At 46.1% G+C, this 16417-nt stretch carries 16 protein-coding genes; 9 read left to right on the forward strand and 7 right to left on the reverse strand.

Annotated features, from left to right (window positions below):
* Positions 1-219 precede the first annotated feature (219 nt).
* The 4 genes from cobS to I2I33_RS04560 form a co-directional block, all read right to left on the reverse strand.
* Complete coding sequence (gene cobS / locus I2I33_RS04545; protein ID WP_087419672.1) at positions 220-981, reverse strand: adenosylcobinamide-GDP ribazoletransferase; 762 nt, start codon at positions 979-981, stop codon at positions 220-222.
* Positions 982-1231: 250 nt separating this feature from the next.
* Entirely contained in the window at positions 1232-2272 is a 1041-nt protein-coding gene (gene cobT, locus I2I33_RS04550) for a nicotinate-nucleotide--dimethylbenzimidazole phosphoribosyltransferase (RefSeq protein ID WP_087419671.1), read from the reverse strand.
* Positions 2273-2348: 76 nt separating this feature from the next.
* Positions 2349-2861: a bifunctional adenosylcobinamide kinase/adenosylcobinamide-phosphate guanylyltransferase gene (locus tag I2I33_RS04555; protein ID WP_195666740.1), complete on the reverse strand. Its 513-nt coding sequence runs from the start codon at positions 2859-2861 to the stop codon at positions 2349-2351.
* Between the two features lie 64 nt (positions 2862-2925).
* Positions 2926-3312, reverse strand: coding sequence for a DUF2809 domain-containing protein (locus tag I2I33_RS04560; protein ID WP_087419794.1), 387 nt, complete (start codon positions 3310-3312; stop codon positions 2926-2928).
* A 145-nt stretch (positions 3313-3457) separates the two neighbouring features.
* Between I2I33_RS04560 and I2I33_RS04565 the strand changes: the two genes are divergently transcribed.
* The 5 genes from I2I33_RS04565 to cbiB are packed head-to-tail and all read left to right on the forward strand — an operon-like array spanning position 3458 to position 8089.
* Positions 3458-3994, forward strand: coding sequence for a histidine phosphatase family protein (locus I2I33_RS04565; RefSeq protein ID WP_087419670.1), 537 nt, complete (start codon positions 3458-3460; stop codon positions 3992-3994).
* A 17-nt stretch (positions 3995-4011) separates the two neighbouring features.
* The gene (locus I2I33_RS04570) at positions 4012-4584 is read left to right on the forward strand and encodes a cob(I)yrinic acid a,c-diamide adenosyltransferase (RefSeq protein ID WP_087419669.1); all 573 of its coding nucleotides are present in this window, start codon (positions 4012-4014) and stop codon (positions 4582-4584) included.
* A gap of 60 nt (positions 4585-4644) precedes the next feature.
* Positions 4645-6123, forward strand: a complete 1479-nt coding sequence (locus I2I33_RS04575; RefSeq protein WP_087419668.1) for a cobyric acid synthase — start codon at positions 4645-4647, stop codon at positions 6121-6123.
* Between the two features lies 1 nt (position 6124).
* On the forward strand, positions 6125-7141 hold the full coding sequence (locus I2I33_RS04580) for a pyridoxal phosphate-dependent aminotransferase (protein ID WP_087419667.1): 1017 nt from the start codon (positions 6125-6127) through the stop codon (positions 7139-7141).
* Positions 7142-7150: 9 nt separating this feature from the next.
* Entirely contained in the window at positions 7151-8089 is a 939-nt protein-coding gene (gene cbiB, locus I2I33_RS04585) for an adenosylcobinamide-phosphate synthase CbiB (protein WP_087419666.1), read from the forward strand.
* Between the two features lie 212 nt (positions 8090-8301).
* On the opposite strand, the gene I2I33_RS04590 is transcribed toward cbiB, so the two are convergent.
* Both I2I33_RS04590 and I2I33_RS04595 read right to left on the reverse strand, forming a co-directional pair.
* A complete protein-coding gene (locus I2I33_RS04590; protein ID WP_087419665.1) occupies positions 8302-8784 on the reverse strand; it encodes a ferritin in 483 nt (160 codons plus the stop codon).
* 109 nt (positions 8785-8893) lie between these two features.
* Positions 8894-10210 (reverse strand): cobyrinate a,c-diamide synthase, encoded by a 1317-nt coding sequence (locus I2I33_RS04595; RefSeq protein ID WP_087419664.1) that lies wholly within the window; start codon positions 10208-10210, stop codon positions 8894-8896.
* A gap of 177 nt (positions 10211-10387) precedes the next feature.
* On the opposite strand from I2I33_RS04595, the gene I2I33_RS04600 reads away from it, so the two are divergent.
* The 4 genes from I2I33_RS04600 to I2I33_RS04615 are packed head-to-tail and all read left to right on the forward strand — an operon-like array spanning position 10388 to position 14580.
* On the forward strand, positions 10388-11875 hold the full coding sequence (locus I2I33_RS04600; protein WP_087419663.1) for an amino acid adenylation domain-containing protein: 1488 nt from the start codon (positions 10388-10390) through the stop codon (positions 11873-11875).
* Positions 11876-11881: 6 nt separating this feature from the next.
* Entirely contained in the window at positions 11882-12124 is a 243-nt protein-coding gene (locus I2I33_RS04605; protein WP_087419662.1) for an acyl carrier protein, read from the forward strand.
* A gap of 3 nt (positions 12125-12127) precedes the next feature.
* A complete protein-coding gene (locus I2I33_RS04610; protein WP_087419661.1) occupies positions 12128-13567 on the forward strand; it encodes an MBOAT family O-acyltransferase in 1440 nt (479 codons plus the stop codon).
* A 2-nt stretch (positions 13568-13569) separates the two neighbouring features.
* Positions 13570-14580 carry a histidine kinase gene (locus tag I2I33_RS04615; RefSeq protein ID WP_195666741.1) on the forward strand — a complete coding sequence of 337 codons (1011 nt, stop codon included), beginning with the start codon at positions 13570-13572 and terminating at the stop codon, positions 14578-14580.
* 321 nt (positions 14581-14901) lie between these two features.
* On the opposite strand, the gene I2I33_RS04620 is transcribed toward I2I33_RS04615, so the two are convergent.
* Positions 14902-16116, reverse strand: coding sequence for an aminopeptidase C (locus tag I2I33_RS04620; protein ID WP_087419659.1), 1215 nt, complete (start codon positions 16114-16116; stop codon positions 14902-14904).
* Positions 16117-16417: the final 301 nt, after the last annotated feature.

Genomic DNA, 16417 nt, shown 5'->3' on the forward strand with positions numbered 1-16417 from the left:
ACAAATATTAAATTGTTTCGTTAGTATTATATCTACTCGTAAGACCGCGAAATGTATTTACCACTTCAACACGATGTAGGATCTATTACACTAAAATCAAATCCTCATAATATACCTTTCCCATGAAAATGAGTAGTTTCTCTTTGCTACACATTTCACAAGTAACTTTCTCGATCTTCTTGACAACGTTAACGGAGTGATCCCGAAGAATACAAAGTATTAAAACAAAAATTGATGGCGACACCAAATCACTAACACACTCAGATAAAAGACCTGTTCGATGATTAACACGGATGCACCGCAACAATCTCCCGTGTAACCCCCGATCTTGATTTTCAAGAAGAAACGCAACCCGATGGCAGTCAATATGGCGGGGATCATTGCGAAACAGAAACTTGCATCTTTCAGGAAGAAAAAGGGAATCAAGGTGATCAATCCCACGATCACGAATATGAACGTGCGTACCTTGCTGTAAACAAGTTTTATTTTACTCTCTTCCTCTTTCCGGACATAAGGTAACGTATTTACCATCACGGCCGCACAGAGTTTCGAAAAACAATCTGCCGCAATCACGATCGGGAAAATCATGGCCGGGTCGAAACTGGACAATAAGGAATAATAAAGAATAAAGTAGAGTACCAAACCGATGGTCCCGTAACACCCGATATGCGAATCTTTCATGATGGCTAGAATCTTCTCTTTAGAAGTTCCTCCACCAAACCCGTCAAAAAAGTCCGCCAACCCGTCCTCGTGCAATGCCCCAGTCAACAGGATTCGGGCAATAATCGCCAAAATACACGCCACCTCCAAAGGCACAATCTGTGCCGCCAGCCATAAAACACCCCCCGTCACGGTCCCCGTCAAAAAACCGACCAAAGGCCAGTATTTAATAACATCCGTGAAATAACGCTTGTCCACGTTGACAATCCGCCACAAAGGTAGTCGAGTAAACATCATGATTGCTGCCAAAAGAGAACGCATACTAATTTTAGATTTAATGATTTATGATTTTAAATTTGGTAATTATATATTACTTTACAGTCCATTAAAGTAATGCTTGTTTTCATACTCAAACTCCTCCGTCACTTCGTGCCACCTCCTCTATAAACAGAGGAGGAACTGGTGACTCTTCCCGAATATAGAGAGTATTTTAGCTCTCCCTCTGTTTATAGAGGGAGTACCCCGAAGGGGGGAGGGAGTTCATTTTCAATTTTCCACTTCCAATTTTCAATTACTTAAAGTATTTCGTTACTGCTGCCGCCTTGAAAGAGGCCATTTCGTTGATCATGTTCACAGCTGAAACAAGTAAGGGGTAAGCGCAAATGGCTCCCGTCCCTTCACCTAGGCGCAAACCGAGATTTAATAAAGGTTGGGCGTGTAGGAAGTCCAAAACTAATTTATGCCCACACTCGTCACCTTGGTGACCATAGATGCAATAATCCGTTAATGCGGGGTACAACATTTTTCCGGCAAGAACACAATTCGTCATGATAAAACCATCCACGATAATAACCATACCCAATTCGGCAGCACGCAGCATACCTCCCACGGCAGCCACCATTTCAAAGCCGCCAAAATAACGGATAATGTCTTTCGGAGTTCCATCCCCCTTGTAATTTTCCATACACCGTTTCAACACATTATACTTGTGTTCAACGCCTTCCCTAGACAACCCACTACCCGCTCCGACACAATCGCTCAAAGGAATACCTGTCAGGGAAGTCATCCACAGGGAAGAAGAAGAGGTGTTGGCAATACCCATTTCCCCGAAACTCACCACGTTCGAACCCTCATCATGAACCATATCCACGATCTCCACTCCGATCTCGATTGCCCGGTCAAATTCTTCCGGAGTCATGGCGGCCTCGTACAAATAATTTGAAGTTCCCTTACGGATTTTACGATCAATCAGCCCTTCCATAGGTTCGAAATCCGCATTTACCCCACAATCCACCAATTTAATCCCGAAATGATGCTGACGGGAAAACATATTCACCCCGGCACCCCCTTTGATGAAATTAAAAATCATCTGGGCGGTCACTTCCGGAGCCGAAAAGCTAACCCCCTCTTTCACGATCCCGTGATCGGCAGCAAAAATAATATTCTGGGGGTTCCGTAACTCCGGGGAAAGCGTTTGCTGTATCAACCCGATCTGGTGTGCTGTTTTTTCAAGTAATCCCAAAGATCCCTTGGGCTTGGTCAAATTATTAATCTTATCTATCAAAGCCTCCGACAAAGCCTTGTCGGTCTCTTTTATTGTAAAACTTCTCATACAATTGAAAATTAAAAATTGAAAATTGAAAATAAGATATACACTTTCAGGTTTCAATTCAGATTATATTATCATTTTATTTTACTCGCATGGCAATACCGGAAACCATCAGGACAACTTCGTCCGCCCGATCTCCTATATATTGATTCACCCATCCTTGCAAATCCGTGAACCGCCGCTGAACAGGGTCAACAGAAACTCCTCCCATACCGATCTCGTTCGTGACGAAAATAAAGGTTGCCTCCTGCCCGGTGAACCGGTCGAACTCTTCTTTTATCTCCCGCAAAGATTTATCCACGTCGGAATCATTGTCAAAAAAGAAATTGGTACTCCACAAGGTCACGCAATCAATGACCACGACCCGCCCCGACACGGCACATCGACTAATCGCTTTTTCTTCTTCCAAATTGGTCCATTGCGGTCCCCGGTCCTGTTGATGACGTCTCACCCGTTCCCGGAATTCATCATCCCACACCCTCGAAGTAGCCAGATAAACGGGATTCTCTGCCAACTTTAGCGCAAGCTCTTGGGCATAACGACTTTTCCCGGATCTTTGTCCTCCCGTAACTAAAATTATTTTTCTTTTCATCATGACGACAAATTTCTCTGTTTTTTCAAGAAATACAAAGTAATCGCCCGAAAAATCTACAACTTTATTTCCGGCTCCATCCCAGCAAGCCATCCACGATGATTCCCAGCAAAACACCCACGGTATAACACAGAATATCACTCCACAAAAAACCGAATCCCAAGACCAAAGCTCCTAACGTGGTCTCCCGGATGGCGTCAATCCAAGGAGCATGATACAATTGGCTGATCTCGATCAAGTAGGAAAAGGCCAATGCCAACACGCAAGCCACCCTTTTCTTAGCATTCACGAACAAGAAACGACATCCGAAATACACCATCATGGCCCACAAGACATCCCCTAGGTATAATTTTACAAAATCAAGCGTGCAAGCACTCATTTTCCGGGAAAGTAATCCCAGTATAACCACGAAAAGGGTTAACAACAAATATTTCAACCGTTTATTCTTCATCCCTATCATACCTTTTGACAACAAATTTAGGAAGAATCTCCCATAATACCACGCCACACGCAAAAACAATCAAGCACCCCGACAAATACTCTAAAGATTCAAAATTGTTTACTAACTTTGTGAGTTAGAAGTCTAAAAAGAAGTGATGATGGAACTCATATTATCCCGACACGGGGAAACATTAGAAAATCAACAACATATACTCCAGGGCCAACTTCCCGGGACCTTATCTCCATTGGGGATAGCCCAAGCCGAGAGACTGGCGGAGATGCTCCAAGAGGAAACGATTGACAACATTGTTTCCAGTGATCTGGCCCGAAGTTATAACACGGCGGTCGCCGTCGCCCGGAAACATGGGCTGACTCCTCACCAAACTCCCCTCCTGCGGGAAATGGACTGGGGCATATACACGGGTAAGCGCTTGGATGACGTGGACTGGACCAACCTGCCTCCCAGCGTGGAATCCCTAGATGCTCTCTTCCAAAGAGCTATTGATTTCATTGCCTATTTAAAAAAGAATTTCTCCGGCCAACGGGTAGTGGCCATTGGACACGGAGCATTCAACCGGGCAATTATCGCATACCTCAACGGGAAAAAGGCTATTGACATGATCGACCTTCCTATCATGGAAAACACAAGTTGCCTACGTTTTACGTTAGTGGACGACAACCAAACAGTATAACCCAATTTTCAACTAACATGAGAATATACACGAAAGGCGGGGACAAAGGAACAACAGGAATATTCGGCGGGAGCCGGGTGGATAAAGATGATATTCGTATTGAAACAAACGGGACCCTTGACGAGCTGAATGCCACACTAGGTGTCATTCGAGCCTTACTGGACGAGAAGGATGAACGGCAAGAAATTCTGGCATACATACAGCGAACGTTAATGATAGTCATGTCACAAGTGGCAACTCCCTCAAACATCCGGGAACAAAACCAGAACATCCTACCGGAAGATATAGACCGGTATTGCGAACAACAAATCGACCGCATGAACAGCGAGATGCAACACCCGTCCACCCATTTTATCCTGCCGGGCGGAACGCTGATTTCAGCCCAATGCCACGTGGCCCGCACGATCGCCCGCCGGGCAGAAAGAAGATTGTGTACCCTAAACAAGACAGACGAGGTACCCCCGCTTATCCTGCGATTCGTGAATCGCCTCTCGGACCTACTGTTTACCATGGCCCGCTGGGAAATGGACCAGCAAGGTGCAGAAGAAGAGAGATGGAAAGCGTTCCTTTACAAAAAAAAGAATCAATGAATAGCGTTCGCCTTGTGCGGCTGGAATCTAAAATCTAAAATCATTAAATCTAAAATATAAATGTCTTTTCTTCGTTCAATCATGTTTGTCGGGACCTGCTCGGATGCGGGTAAAAGCATCATCAACACGGCGTTTTGCCGAATTTTCAAACAAGATGGTTACCACCCGGCCCCCTTCAAGGCGCAAAATATGTCGCTAAATTCATATTCCACTCCCAACGGGCTGGAAATCGGACGGGCGCAAGCGGTACAGGCCGAGGCATGTGGCATTGCCCCGGAAAGCGACATGAATCCTGTCCTGCTAAAACCCACGAACGAACAATGCTCGCAGGTCGTACTCAACGGAAAACCGGTCGGGAATATGTCTGCCAGAGAATACTTCATGTCCAACAACAAGGCCGAATTATTCAACCAAGCATACGCTGCCTATGAACGTCTGCAAGCCCGCTACTCTCCCATCGTGCTGGAAGGAGCCGGGAGCATCTCGGAAATCAACTTGCGGGAAAGAGACATTACGAATATGCGGATGGCATTGCGCACAAATGCCGCCACGTATCTGGTGGCGGACATCGACCGGGGGGGAGTGTTTGCCTCCGTCTACGGTTCCATCGCCTTGCTTTCAGAGGAAGAAAGAAAATTGATTAAAGGAATTATCATCAACAAATTCAGAGGGGACATATCCCTTTTCGACGAGGGAAGAAAGATCATCCACGACCTCACGGGTATACCTGTTGTCGGCGTGATTCCCTATTTCAAGGACATTTATATTGAAGAAGAAGACTCCGTCTCACTGGAAACCAAAAACACCAAAGCCGGGAGCGGCAAGATTAACGTGGCCATCGTACTTCTGAAACGCCTTTCCAATTTCACGGACTTCAGCGTGCTGGAACGAGACGAACGATTCCATGCTTACTACACGAATAACGTGGAAGAAATTGGTAAAGCCGACATCATCATTCTACCGGGAACGAAAAACACAATCTCCGATCTGCGAAACATCCGGGCAAACGGTATCGCGGAGGCAGTCATCCGGGCTCACAAGGAAGGTAAAAAAGTGATCGGTATTTGCGGGGGATACCAGATGATGGGTGCCCGGATCGAGGACCCGGATCAGATAGAGGGGGACATGACCGCCATTCCCGGCCTGGGCATCCTTCCTCTTGTCACGATCATGGAACCTGAAAAAGTCACCCGCCAAGACCAATTCACCTTCCGGAATCACCCGGAAACCTGCAAGGGGTACGAGATTCACATGGGCCGAACAACCTTGTTGGACGGGGCTTCGGAATCTCCCTTGAACCGTTTACACGACGGACGGACGGACGGCTATATCTTAAACGAAAGATGCTGGGGTAGTTACCTCCACGGAATTTTAGACAATGACATCGTCCTCAACGAACTGGCAGAAGGACTGACCCAAGCAACCCCCACTACTTTCAATTATACCGATTTCAAAGATCAACAATATAACAAACTGGCCGATCACGTACGCGCACACGTTGATCTGCCATACATTTATTCCACCCTTAAAACCAAGTAATATGCTGAACGGACACGGAGATGACATATACAAATCAAACACGGAAATAAAAGCTAATTTCTCCACCAACGTATGGTATGACGCGGACACGGATATTCTCCGTTCCATGCTGATCACCCAAATCGACAAAATATTCCATTACCCGGAGCCTGCCGCCGAATCATTCGTGCGGGAAGTTGCCCGGTTCCACAACCTGCAACCGCAAAACGTGATTGCCGGAAACGGTGCCACTGAACTGTTTTACTTGATCGCACACGCTTTCGAAGGGAGTAAAACCATCCTTCCCATTCCCTCTTTTTCAGAATACGAAGATGCTTGTACTCTTTACAGGCACCAACAGATATTCGTACCCATAAAAGACTTTCAGGCAGGCCCCGCAGACTTGATGTTTATCTGTAATCCCAACAATCCCAATGGACACGTGTGGAAACTGGAAGAGATCGAAAATATTTTACAGCAATACCCTCAAATGACGCTTGTCGTGGACGAATCGTTCATTGACTTTGCCCCCACGGCACAGCCATCCGAACCGTTATTAGCCAGTTACCCTAATCTACTGGTCATTCATTCCATGACGAAAAGTTATGCCATCCCCGGATTACGCTTAGGCTATATGTTGGGCAGCGAAAAACTGATAGACCGGATCAAACGCTTCACCCACCCGTGGAACGTGAATGCACTAGCCATCGAGATCGGAAAATTCCTACTGCAAAACGGGAAGTACCTCCTACCCGACACGGACAGGTTGCTCAAACGTAAGGAAAATTTTGTCCGCGCTTTCGATGAACTTCCCGGTTACTCTCCCGTCCCCTCGGAAACCTCGTTTTTCCTCATTCACACGATTCATAAATCCCACGTGTTAAAACAGGAACTATTGAAACAATTCGGGATTCTGATACGGGACGCCTCGAACTTCAGAGGTCTGGACGAACATTACTTCCGGGTAAACACGCTCTCGGATGAAAAAAACCAGATGCTACTCCGAGCGTTGAGGTTATTATCCATCAATGATTTATAATTGGTTGTTATGCTCTCATTTTCAATCGTCATCGTTCCTCTCATCATCGGGTATCTTCTCGATCTCATTTTTGGAGATCCCCGGAAATTACCTCACCCGATCGTAGCCTTTGGAAACATCATCGGGTGGTGTGAACGTCACTTTAACAAAGGGGAACACAAGAAACGAAACGGGTGCCTGGTTGCCATTATCCTGCCACTTTCCACCCTTTTCTTAGGGGGACTTCTCGCCTGGGGAAGCTGGATGCTCCATCCCTTCGCGTATTACTGCGTCGCCTCCGTGTTCGTTTTCTACGGATTGGCGAACCACAGTCTTATACAAGAAGGTGGAGAGGTTATTCGAACTCTTGAAGAACAAGGATTGGACGCCGGACGAAAACGCCTGTCGTGGATTGTCGGTAGAGACACCAGTCAACTCTCCCCCAAAAAGATATATACCGCCGTATTGGAAACCATGGCAGAGAATTTGAGCGATGGAGTGGTCGCTCCCCTGTTTTTCTATGCACTGGGAGGATTTCCTGCCATGATGGCTTATAAAATGGTAAACACGCTCGATTCCATGATCGGGTACAAGGATGCACGTTACAAAGATTTCGGGTGCTGTTCAGCTCACCTGGATGATGTACTGAATTATATTCCAGCCCGGCTAACGGCACTTCTAATCGCCTTGTCCGGCTACCGGAAAGGAATCTTTTCTTTCATCCGAAAATACGCCCGCCAACATGCCAGCCCCAATTCCGGCTACCCGGAATCCGCTATGGCCGGAATACTCGATTGCCGCTTCGGGGGACCGAACATTTATCACGGAATACTCGTGGAAAAGCCTTACATCGGAACGAACGACAGGGAATTATCGATTAGGGATTACAAACGTGCCGCCCGCATCAATCAATCGGTATGCCTGATTACGATAATCCTTATTTGCCTTGCTTTCATACCATTGATATAAAAAGGACGGGGGTGTTCAAAAAGTTATTTTATTTCAAAAAACTCCTCCGTCACTTCGTGCCACCTCCTCTATAAACAGAGGAGGAGCTGGTGACTCTTCCCAAAAACAGGGAGTATTTCAACTCTCCCTCTGTTTATAGAGGGAGTACCCCGAAGGGGGGAGGGAGTTTGAAAAATGACTTTTTAGACAGCCCCGTTCTTTTTCGAACTAATTTATTTCCGTTCTCCTAATTTATCATCCAGATAAATCAAGTTATGACCGTTCATCATCTTGATTCTATCAACAATAGTCTGTGCAGTAGACTCTTCTTCCACTTGCTCATCTACGAACTCATTGATAAAATTCTGGGCAGCTTTATCATTTTCCTTGATAGCTACATCCAATAAATCATCAATCAATTTAGAAACATGACACTCGTGTTGATAAACATGCTCGAATACTTCCAAAACAGAACCCCATGCTGTCGGTACCACGTTGATCTGACCGATTTCTACATTTCCGTTCCGTTTGATCACGAAATCAATCATTTCATAAGCATGATCCAATTCCTCTTTTGATTGCGCTCTCATCCATGATGCCATTCCGTCGTAACCATTCTGTGCAAAATACACGGACATTGACAAATACAAATTGGATGACCACATCTCAGCATTAATCTGAGCATTAAACGCCTTTACTAAATTTTCGCTCAACATAATTGTTTATTTAAAATTTGATATTCATTCTTCCAAATCGTTTGAAGAACGAACAAATTATATGCCATTCCAAAATTATGTCATTAAAAATATAGCTTAAGACATTTTGTCATTTTTGACTCATTAACATTAAAAAATGATCCATTCCACACTCTCCCCAGTAAAAATGAATATAACTTGCCAACACATTTTTATAGGTATATACCGGAGTATCAACCACCATATCCTTGGCATTATATATCGTACCAATCACAGGTATTTTCTCATTCGTAGGCAATATTCGGGAATAGTGAAACTCATGCCCCCGAATACGTTGACCGTTTACACGAACTTCCCGGTAGCCCAATTTCAATTTCATCTGTTCCATCGTCGCCCCTTGTTTCAACACGCCTACCATGGGGTAAACCTTCCCGTCGTCACCTGTAATCGTGTCACACAAATACATCATCCCACCACATTCTGCCAACACCCGCCCTCCGGTTTCGCAATACTTCCGGACAGACTGTCTCATTCCCTCGTTAGCCGCCAACTCCGCCAAATGTAGTTCCGGGTACCCTCCGGGGAAATAGACCATATCGGCCTCCGGAAGACTTTTATCACGCAGAGGACTAAAAAACACCACCTCCCCGGCTCGTTTCAATGCCTCCACGTTCTCCCGGTACATGAAATTAAAAGCCTCATCCCGGGCAATAGCGATCTTCCTGTTCCCGGAACAAACGACATCTTCCGTCTGTTCACCGGAAAATTCCACCGTACAGAGTTCCAGTAAACGATCGACATTCACGGTTTTGTCAATCACCTCTGCCACCCGATCCGCAAATGTATCAAAACAAAACGTCTCATCAATCGACAACCCCAAATGACGGGACGGGATAACAATACTTTCATCCTTTGGGATATACCCCAATGCCTCCACTCCGGCATCCGCACAAGCCTGTTGCAAATAAGCATAATGCGCTACCGATGCCACGAAGTTAAACACGACCCCGACAACCCGGATTCCCGGATAGAAGTGTTTAAAACCATACAACACCGGAGCCACCGTATAGGCCGTGGATTTCGCATTAAGTACCAACACGACGGGAATACCGATTAACTCGGCAATCTCCGCACTACTTCCCTTCATCCCATCGTACCCATCAAACAACCCCATCACCCCTTCCGTCACGCAGACATCACTCGCTGCTCCATAGCGGGCGTACAGTTCCCGCACATGCACCGCCGATGCCATATAAGTATCCAGATTCACGGATTCCTCTCCTGCAGCCATGGCATGATGTTTCGTGTCTATATAATCCGGCCCGCACTTAAAAGGTTGTACCTTCATTCCCCGATTCCGTAGCAATCGTAACAGACCTAACGTGAATGTCGTCTTCCCGCTACCGGAACCTGCCGCCCCGATCATGATGAATGGTTTCTGTTTCATTTCTTTCAGTATTTACACACAAAGATAAAACTTCTCTAAATAATAAAAGTATAATAACATTGGATGTTTCTAATAAAAGCCTATTTTTGTAGCGTTACGATATTTGAGGCGGTTGCAACATTGGTAAACTCTCGGAATGGACGCCGGGAGCGGGCCTCAGGTATAAAGGAATGATTTATGAAGGAAATGGACATGATTAAAGACATCGTCCGGGCTTACAGAAATTACCCGGATCATGTGGCTTTTGTTATTGATGATACCTCTTACACCTATCAGGAGGTATTTGCCCGAGTGCAAGGAATTATACCCTTCGTGCAGGATTGCCCGGAAGACATTATCGGAATCATTGCGGAAGATTGCATTGAAACGTATGCCTCTATTCTAGCTGTTTTATTGGCCGAAAAAACTTACGTAATCCTCCATCCCAATTACCCGGACAGTCGGAACAGGACCATTGTGGAATCCACCGGAATGAAACAGGTATTATACGGTCACGAATCCGGTACGCGGCAAGGCCTCTCCAACGAGATCAAATGTATTTCAACATTAGAGCTACGGGATGAAAATACAGACCATCTAACAGGAGAGCAAACGCAAGATACAAACAAGAATGCCTACATCATTTTCACCTCCGGAAGTACCGGGATTCCCAAAGGAGTCCCGATCAGCCGGAAAAACTTGAACGCATTCTATGCTGCCTACCATCAACTGGGCTGGCAACTTGGGCCGACAGACCGGATGTTGCAAATGTTTGAACTGACATTCGACGTTTCGGTCGTGTCCACCCTCTACCCGTTAACCCTCGGAGCCAGCGTTTACACGGTGGGAACAAGCAAGTTGAAATACATGAGAGTATACGAATTGATGGAAGATGAGGAACTGACTTTCGTGGCCATGCCTCCCTCCCTGTTACAATTCCTGTCCCCTTACTTTGACGAGATTCACGTTCCAAAACTCAAATACCTTATCGTGACGGCAGAAGCAGCAAATGCCGATCTTCTCCAACGTTTCAGGGCCTGCGCCCCCAATGCGGAGTTCGTAAACCTGTACGGTCCCACGGAAGCCACAATTTATTGTACGGCTTACCGGATTCCTCCCGAAGGTTGCAAGCAACACAACGGGATGATCGCCATCGGCCACCCCTTCACCGGAATCGACACCCTGATTATGGACGAGAAGGAAATACCCGTGCAGACCGGAGAACAAGGAGAATTATGGGTAAGCGGAGAACAAGTCATGCGAGGCTATTGGCAGGATGAGGATAAATCCCGACAGGCATTCGCCCGTTTCAACGGGAAAGTGTACTATAAAACAGGCGACCTCTGTTCTGTCGATCCGGACGGGGACATCATCTATCGCGGACGTAAGGACTACCAAGTTAAAGTGCAGGGTTTCCGGGTTGAACTCAGCGAGATCGAATACCGGACAAAGAAATTCTTCCCGAACGAGACCAATGCCGTCGTCGTTCCCAAGAAAGAGGATGACGGGGGATGTCAATTGCACTTGTTCGTCGGGACAACTCCCCACGAACGGGACGCTTTGCTCCATTACCTGAAGGAACACTTACCCGTCTATATGTTACCGACCGAAGTTCACTTTTTAGAAGAATTCCCGTTAAACACCAGTGGAAAAATTGACCGGAAAGCATTAACGACATTAATATAAAAAACTATGGAAACCGAAGAAATCTTACACGAACTGGACACGATTTTTCGTGACATTCTAAAAAACGAAAACATCACGTTAACTCCCGAGACCACAGCAAAAGACGTGGACGGCTGGGATTCTCTGACGAATATGCGCCTCATCACGGCCATCGAAAAACATTACAACATTCGTTTCGGCCTGCGTGAAATACTGAAATTCAAACACGTGGGTGACCTGTGCGCATCCATCCAAGCTAAAAAGAAGTAGCCTATGATGTTTCTCTCTCTACCGTTTGTCATTCTGTTTACTTGTTGCCTGATCCTATATTACACGGTAAAAGGCAGCTACCAGAAACCGGTCCTGTTACTAACCAGTTGCATCTTTGTCGGTTATTTCAACATCGCATACCTACTGATAGCCGCACTCATTGCGGCAATAACCTTCTACTGGGGGCGCTGGATCGGGATGCAGGAACAGGAAAACAAACGCCGGAGAGTCTTCGTCGGGGGAATAGTCTTTCTCGTCCTGTTCCTCGTGGCATTCAAGTACCTCAATTTCATCGGGGAAAACATTGCCGTACTACTCGGTTGGTTCGGCGTGGACTGGAAAGGAGCCATCACCTCTGTTTTCTTCCCGTTGGGAATCTCGTTCTATACCTTCCAAGCACTCGGCTATCTTATTGATGTCTACTGGGAAGAGGAAGAACCCGAACGCTCACTACCGGACTTCATGCTCTATATGCTATTTTTCATGAAATTCCTTTCCGGACCGATCGAACGGGCCTTCGATATGCTCCCGCAGTTGAAAATCGAGAAACGTTTCGACTACGACACGGTTACCTACGGTCTGAAACTCATGCTGATCGGTTTGATGAAAAAAGTCCTGATCGCCGACCGGCTGGCTCCGCATCTGGATAATATATTTGCCTCCGTACAAGATGCTTCCGGGGCACAGCTATTACTGGCCGGGTTACTGTATCCGATCGAGCTTTATGCCGATTTCTCCGGTTACACGGATATGGCTATCGGTGGGGCCATGATATTCGGTTATCGTCTGTCTCCGAACTTTAATCGTCCGTTCGTGGCAAAGACAATCACCGACTTTTGGCGCCGCTGGCATATGTCCCTCTCCTTCTGGGTCAGGGATTACCTTTACCAACCCATCGCGGCAAGTAAACGATATTGGGGACAGTGGGGCATCGTCTACGCTCTTGTGGTCACCTTCGTGTTACTCGGCGTATGGCACGGGGCTGGTTGGAACTATGTGATATACGGGTTAATCCAAGGACTTATCATCAGCTACGAGATGGTGACCGTGGCCTACCGGAATAAAGTGGAAACAAGCGTGGGGAAACACGTGTTCGGGGCTTACTCTATCCTCCGGACCTACCTGCTCTTCGCGTTCTCCCTACTATTTTTCCGTCTGCCCTCGTTATCCGATGCCGGGTACATGATCAGTCACTTCTCTTTCAACCTGCACACCTCGATTAAAGAACTGCGACTAGGGATGACCGACCAAGAATGTATCGTTGCCGGGGTTGCCGTCGTAGTACTGTTCCTATACGAATACTTTATGTCGAAACGGGACCTGTTACAAGCCTTGAGCGAGCGTCACAGAATCATACGCTGGGGGGTCTACTACCTGCTCGTACTACTCATGTTCCTATTCGGACAATTCGGATCTGAAGATTTCATTTATTTACAGTTTTAGCCATGAGAACTTTCAAAGGATTTATAATAAAATGCGTGCTTTTTCTTGTTCCCTTCTTTGTCTTCGCGGGGATCTACTTTTACGATGATCCCTTCAAAGTCCTGCGTGAGTACAAAAAATATGACAACGATCCGATCTTCCTGAACGAAGATTACATCGGTTGGAAGACATATAAGAATTTCCGGGATTCCTTACACTTCGATTCCTTCATCCTAGGGAATTCCTGCACGATGGCATTTCTAACCTCCGACTGGGAGAAATACCTCAACGGGAGCAAGGCCATCCGGTTATACGGAACAGCAGAACGACTAGCTGCCATCCACCGGAAAGTGATGACTCTTGACAAGGAAGAGGAGCATATTGCAAATGTTTTGCTCATCGTCGATGCCACCCTATTGCGAGAATATCAGTTATCCACGGGCTACATGCACCTACTTCCCCCGGAAGTCAGCGGGATGAATAAATTCAAGTTCCAATCTCAGTTCGCACAAGAATTCTTCAACCCAAAATTTCTGGTTCCCTACATGGATTACCGGGTATGCCGACGCTACCGCAATTACATGAGAGGAATCGTGAATCCCGACAAAAACATCCGCAATGTTGTCACAAACGACTTGTGGAACCCGCGGGAACACGAGATAGAACAACTCGGTGAACATTACTGGGAAAAACATAAAAAGAGATTCCGCCCCCGTCCCGGGGAAGAACGGGTTCACCCTCCGGTACTGATGAAACCACAAATCAAACTGTTATCGGAAATCGCAAAAGTATTCCAGGATCACCACACGAGGTACAAAATCATCATTAGCCCGGAATACAAACAAATACGTCTGAACCCGGCGGACGTGGAGCAACTGAAAGAAATATTCGGAGCTGAAAACGTTTATGACTTTTCCGGCATCAACAAGTACACAAATAACATCCGGAATTACTACGAAGGCTCCCATTATCGCCCCTGTCTCGGACGCCAACTACTGGATAGCGTGTATGCCACGCACGAAACAACTTACTAATTTTAGATTTTAAATTTTAAATTTTAGATTCCAGCCGCACAAGGCTGACTTTTTAACTACCCCTCCGAGGCTGTTCAAAAAGTCATTTCTCAAACTCCCTCCCCCCTTCGGGGTACTCCCTCTATAAACAGAGGGAGAGTTGAAATACTTCCTTTCTTCGGGGAAAGTCACCAGCTCCTCCTCTGTTTATAGAGGAGGTGGCACGAAGTGACGGAGGAGTTTCTTGATGATCGTGTCTCAAAAAGCGTCAGCCTCGTGCGGCTGGAATCTAAAATCTAAAATCTAAAATCATTAAATCTAAAATCATTAAATCTAAAATTCTTAGATTCCCAATTTCTTCCTTATCGCCTTCGGGATAGCGTTCTTGTGAACCATAATATCCATTGTCTTCAAAGCCATATAAGGATAAGATGCGTAGAAATACCCTCCGAATTTGTTATACTTATTCCAAGAATTCTTCACGATGAAATAAGGAGTTCCGTTCTGATCTTTTGCTTTACCAATGATATGCATTCCGTGGTCGTCCGTTGTCAGGTAACGATCGAACTCTTCCTGTCTCATCTCCTGCGTGATCGTCTTTTCGGGAGCCGGACCTTGCTTGAAAGCATCCATCATCTGCTGTCCCTTCGGCAACTTTTCCCATTTAGCAATTTCCGCACCGCTCATCTCCTTCGTGTCCGTTGCCGGAATCACGGCAACCCCTGCATCCTTCGTGGCAAATCCTTTCTCGCTCACGTCAGCACCCCAAACGAAAGTATAACCGTTATCAATAGCATAATCCATCACTTGCATCAACTCTTCCAACGGAAGATTATAAGCCTTATCCCAAGACCAGTTATCCTCAACCTCAATAGCGAACTCCGTGTAGAAAGGATGGTGCGTGAAAGAGGTTAAATTCACATAGTCATCCATGTTTAAGCCAACCACCTCTTTAGCGAAAGTCTGCGGTGTATATTCTTTTCCTTGATATTCAAACTTCTCCGGCTCCGGTCCGAGATAAGTATCCAGAATAGCATCGAATCCCCGTTTCCACGCCGTACTCAACCGCTTGTTGTTATTTTCCACTACCGCTTGCACGTAAGCTTTCAAAACAGCATCAATCTCTCCGAAAACATGACTCGGTTCCCCGTAATTCAATCCTTGATACACCTCAAGAGGCACAATCCCATATTTCTTCGCCATATTCGTCACATCCGAAGAGGCTCCTCCCACCGCAAAATTCAACACCCCGTGCAAGCGAACATATTTATCCGCCTTATCCGAATAAGCGTGTTTCACGAAATACATGGCCGACAAATTCACTGAATCTTTCCCCATTCGCATCATTTCCGACTCTAGGAAAGAGGACGTTGACCATGACCAACAAGTCCCGGCACGATACTGATCCTTCACGGACGTAGCGGGCAATCTCTTGATATCAGTAAACTGGTAGCCTACAGGCTTTGTCGTGTCCTGTACAGTCGTATTCTGCTGCGCATAGGCCATCATGTACCCTCCGAAAACGAGGGCGAATAAAATAAATGCTGTTCTCTTCATATCTTTTATATTGATTGTGATTTAATTGTCTGCCTGCAAAAGTATAAAAAGAACCGCAAAACAAGCTGACAAGCTGAATATATTTACGTTAGCCAATAACAAAAAGAGAACTGCCTGAACAGTTCTCTCTATTACAAAATAAACTCCTCCGACCTTCGGCCACCTCCTCTATAAACAGAGGAGGAGCTGGTGATTCTTCCCAAAAACAGGGAGTATTTCAGCTCTCCCTCTGTTTATAGAGGGAAATCGGCGAGTAAGCGAGAACAGACTGAGAGTTTACTCGTTGTCTGTCGAGCGAGAG

The organism is Butyricimonas sp. BSD2780061689_150309_C8 (genome assembly GCF_015560935.1).
Classification (GTDB): domain Bacteria; phylum Bacteroidota; class Bacteroidia; order Bacteroidales; family Marinifilaceae; genus Butyricimonas; species Butyricimonas paravirosa.

Excerpts from the sequence above, each read along its gene's own strand:
- cobS (WP_087419672.1), bottom strand. The coding sequence starts at position 981 with ATGCGTTCTCTTTTGGCAGCAATCATGATGTTTACTCGACTACCTTTG.
- cobT (WP_087419671.1), bottom strand. The coding sequence starts at position 2,272 with ATGAGAAGTTTTACAATAAAAGAGACCGACAAGGCTTTGTCGGAGGCT.
- I2I33_RS04555 (WP_195666740.1), bottom strand. The coding sequence starts at position 2,861 with ATGAAAAGAAAAATAATTTTAGTTACGGGAGGACAAAGATCCGGGAAA.
- I2I33_RS04560 (WP_087419794.1), bottom strand. The coding sequence starts at position 3,312 with ATGAAGAATAAACGGTTGAAATATTTGTTGTTAACCCTTTTCGTGGTT.
- I2I33_RS04565 (WP_087419670.1), top strand. The coding sequence starts at position 3,458 with ATGATGGAACTCATATTATCCCGACACGGGGAAACATTAGAAAATCAA.
- I2I33_RS04570 (WP_087419669.1), top strand. The coding sequence starts at position 4,012 with ATGAGAATATACACGAAAGGCGGGGACAAAGGAACAACAGGAATATTC.
- I2I33_RS04575 (WP_087419668.1), top strand. The coding sequence starts at position 4,645 with ATGTCTTTTCTTCGTTCAATCATGTTTGTCGGGACCTGCTCGGATGCG.
- I2I33_RS04580 (WP_087419667.1), top strand. The coding sequence starts at position 6,125 with ATGCTGAACGGACACGGAGATGACATATACAAATCAAACACGGAAATA.
- cbiB (WP_087419666.1), top strand. The coding sequence starts at position 7,151 with ATGCTCTCATTTTCAATCGTCATCGTTCCTCTCATCATCGGGTATCTT.
- I2I33_RS04590 (WP_087419665.1), bottom strand. The coding sequence starts at position 8,784 with ATGTTGAGCGAAAATTTAGTAAAGGCGTTTAATGCTCAGATTAATGCT.
- I2I33_RS04595 (WP_087419664.1), bottom strand. The coding sequence starts at position 10,210 with ATGAAACAGAAACCATTCATCATGATCGGGGCGGCAGGTTCCGGTAGC.
- I2I33_RS04600 (WP_087419663.1), top strand. The coding sequence starts at position 10,388 with ATGAAGGAAATGGACATGATTAAAGACATCGTCCGGGCTTACAGAAAT.
- I2I33_RS04605 (WP_087419662.1), top strand. The coding sequence starts at position 11,882 with ATGGAAACCGAAGAAATCTTACACGAACTGGACACGATTTTTCGTGAC.
- I2I33_RS04610 (WP_087419661.1), top strand. The coding sequence starts at position 12,128 with ATGATGTTTCTCTCTCTACCGTTTGTCATTCTGTTTACTTGTTGCCTG.
- I2I33_RS04615 (WP_195666741.1), top strand. The coding sequence starts at position 13,570 with ATGAGAACTTTCAAAGGATTTATAATAAAATGCGTGCTTTTTCTTGTT.
- I2I33_RS04620 (WP_087419659.1), bottom strand. The coding sequence starts at position 16,116 with ATGAAGAGAACAGCATTTATTTTATTCGCCCTCGTTTTCGGAGGGTAC.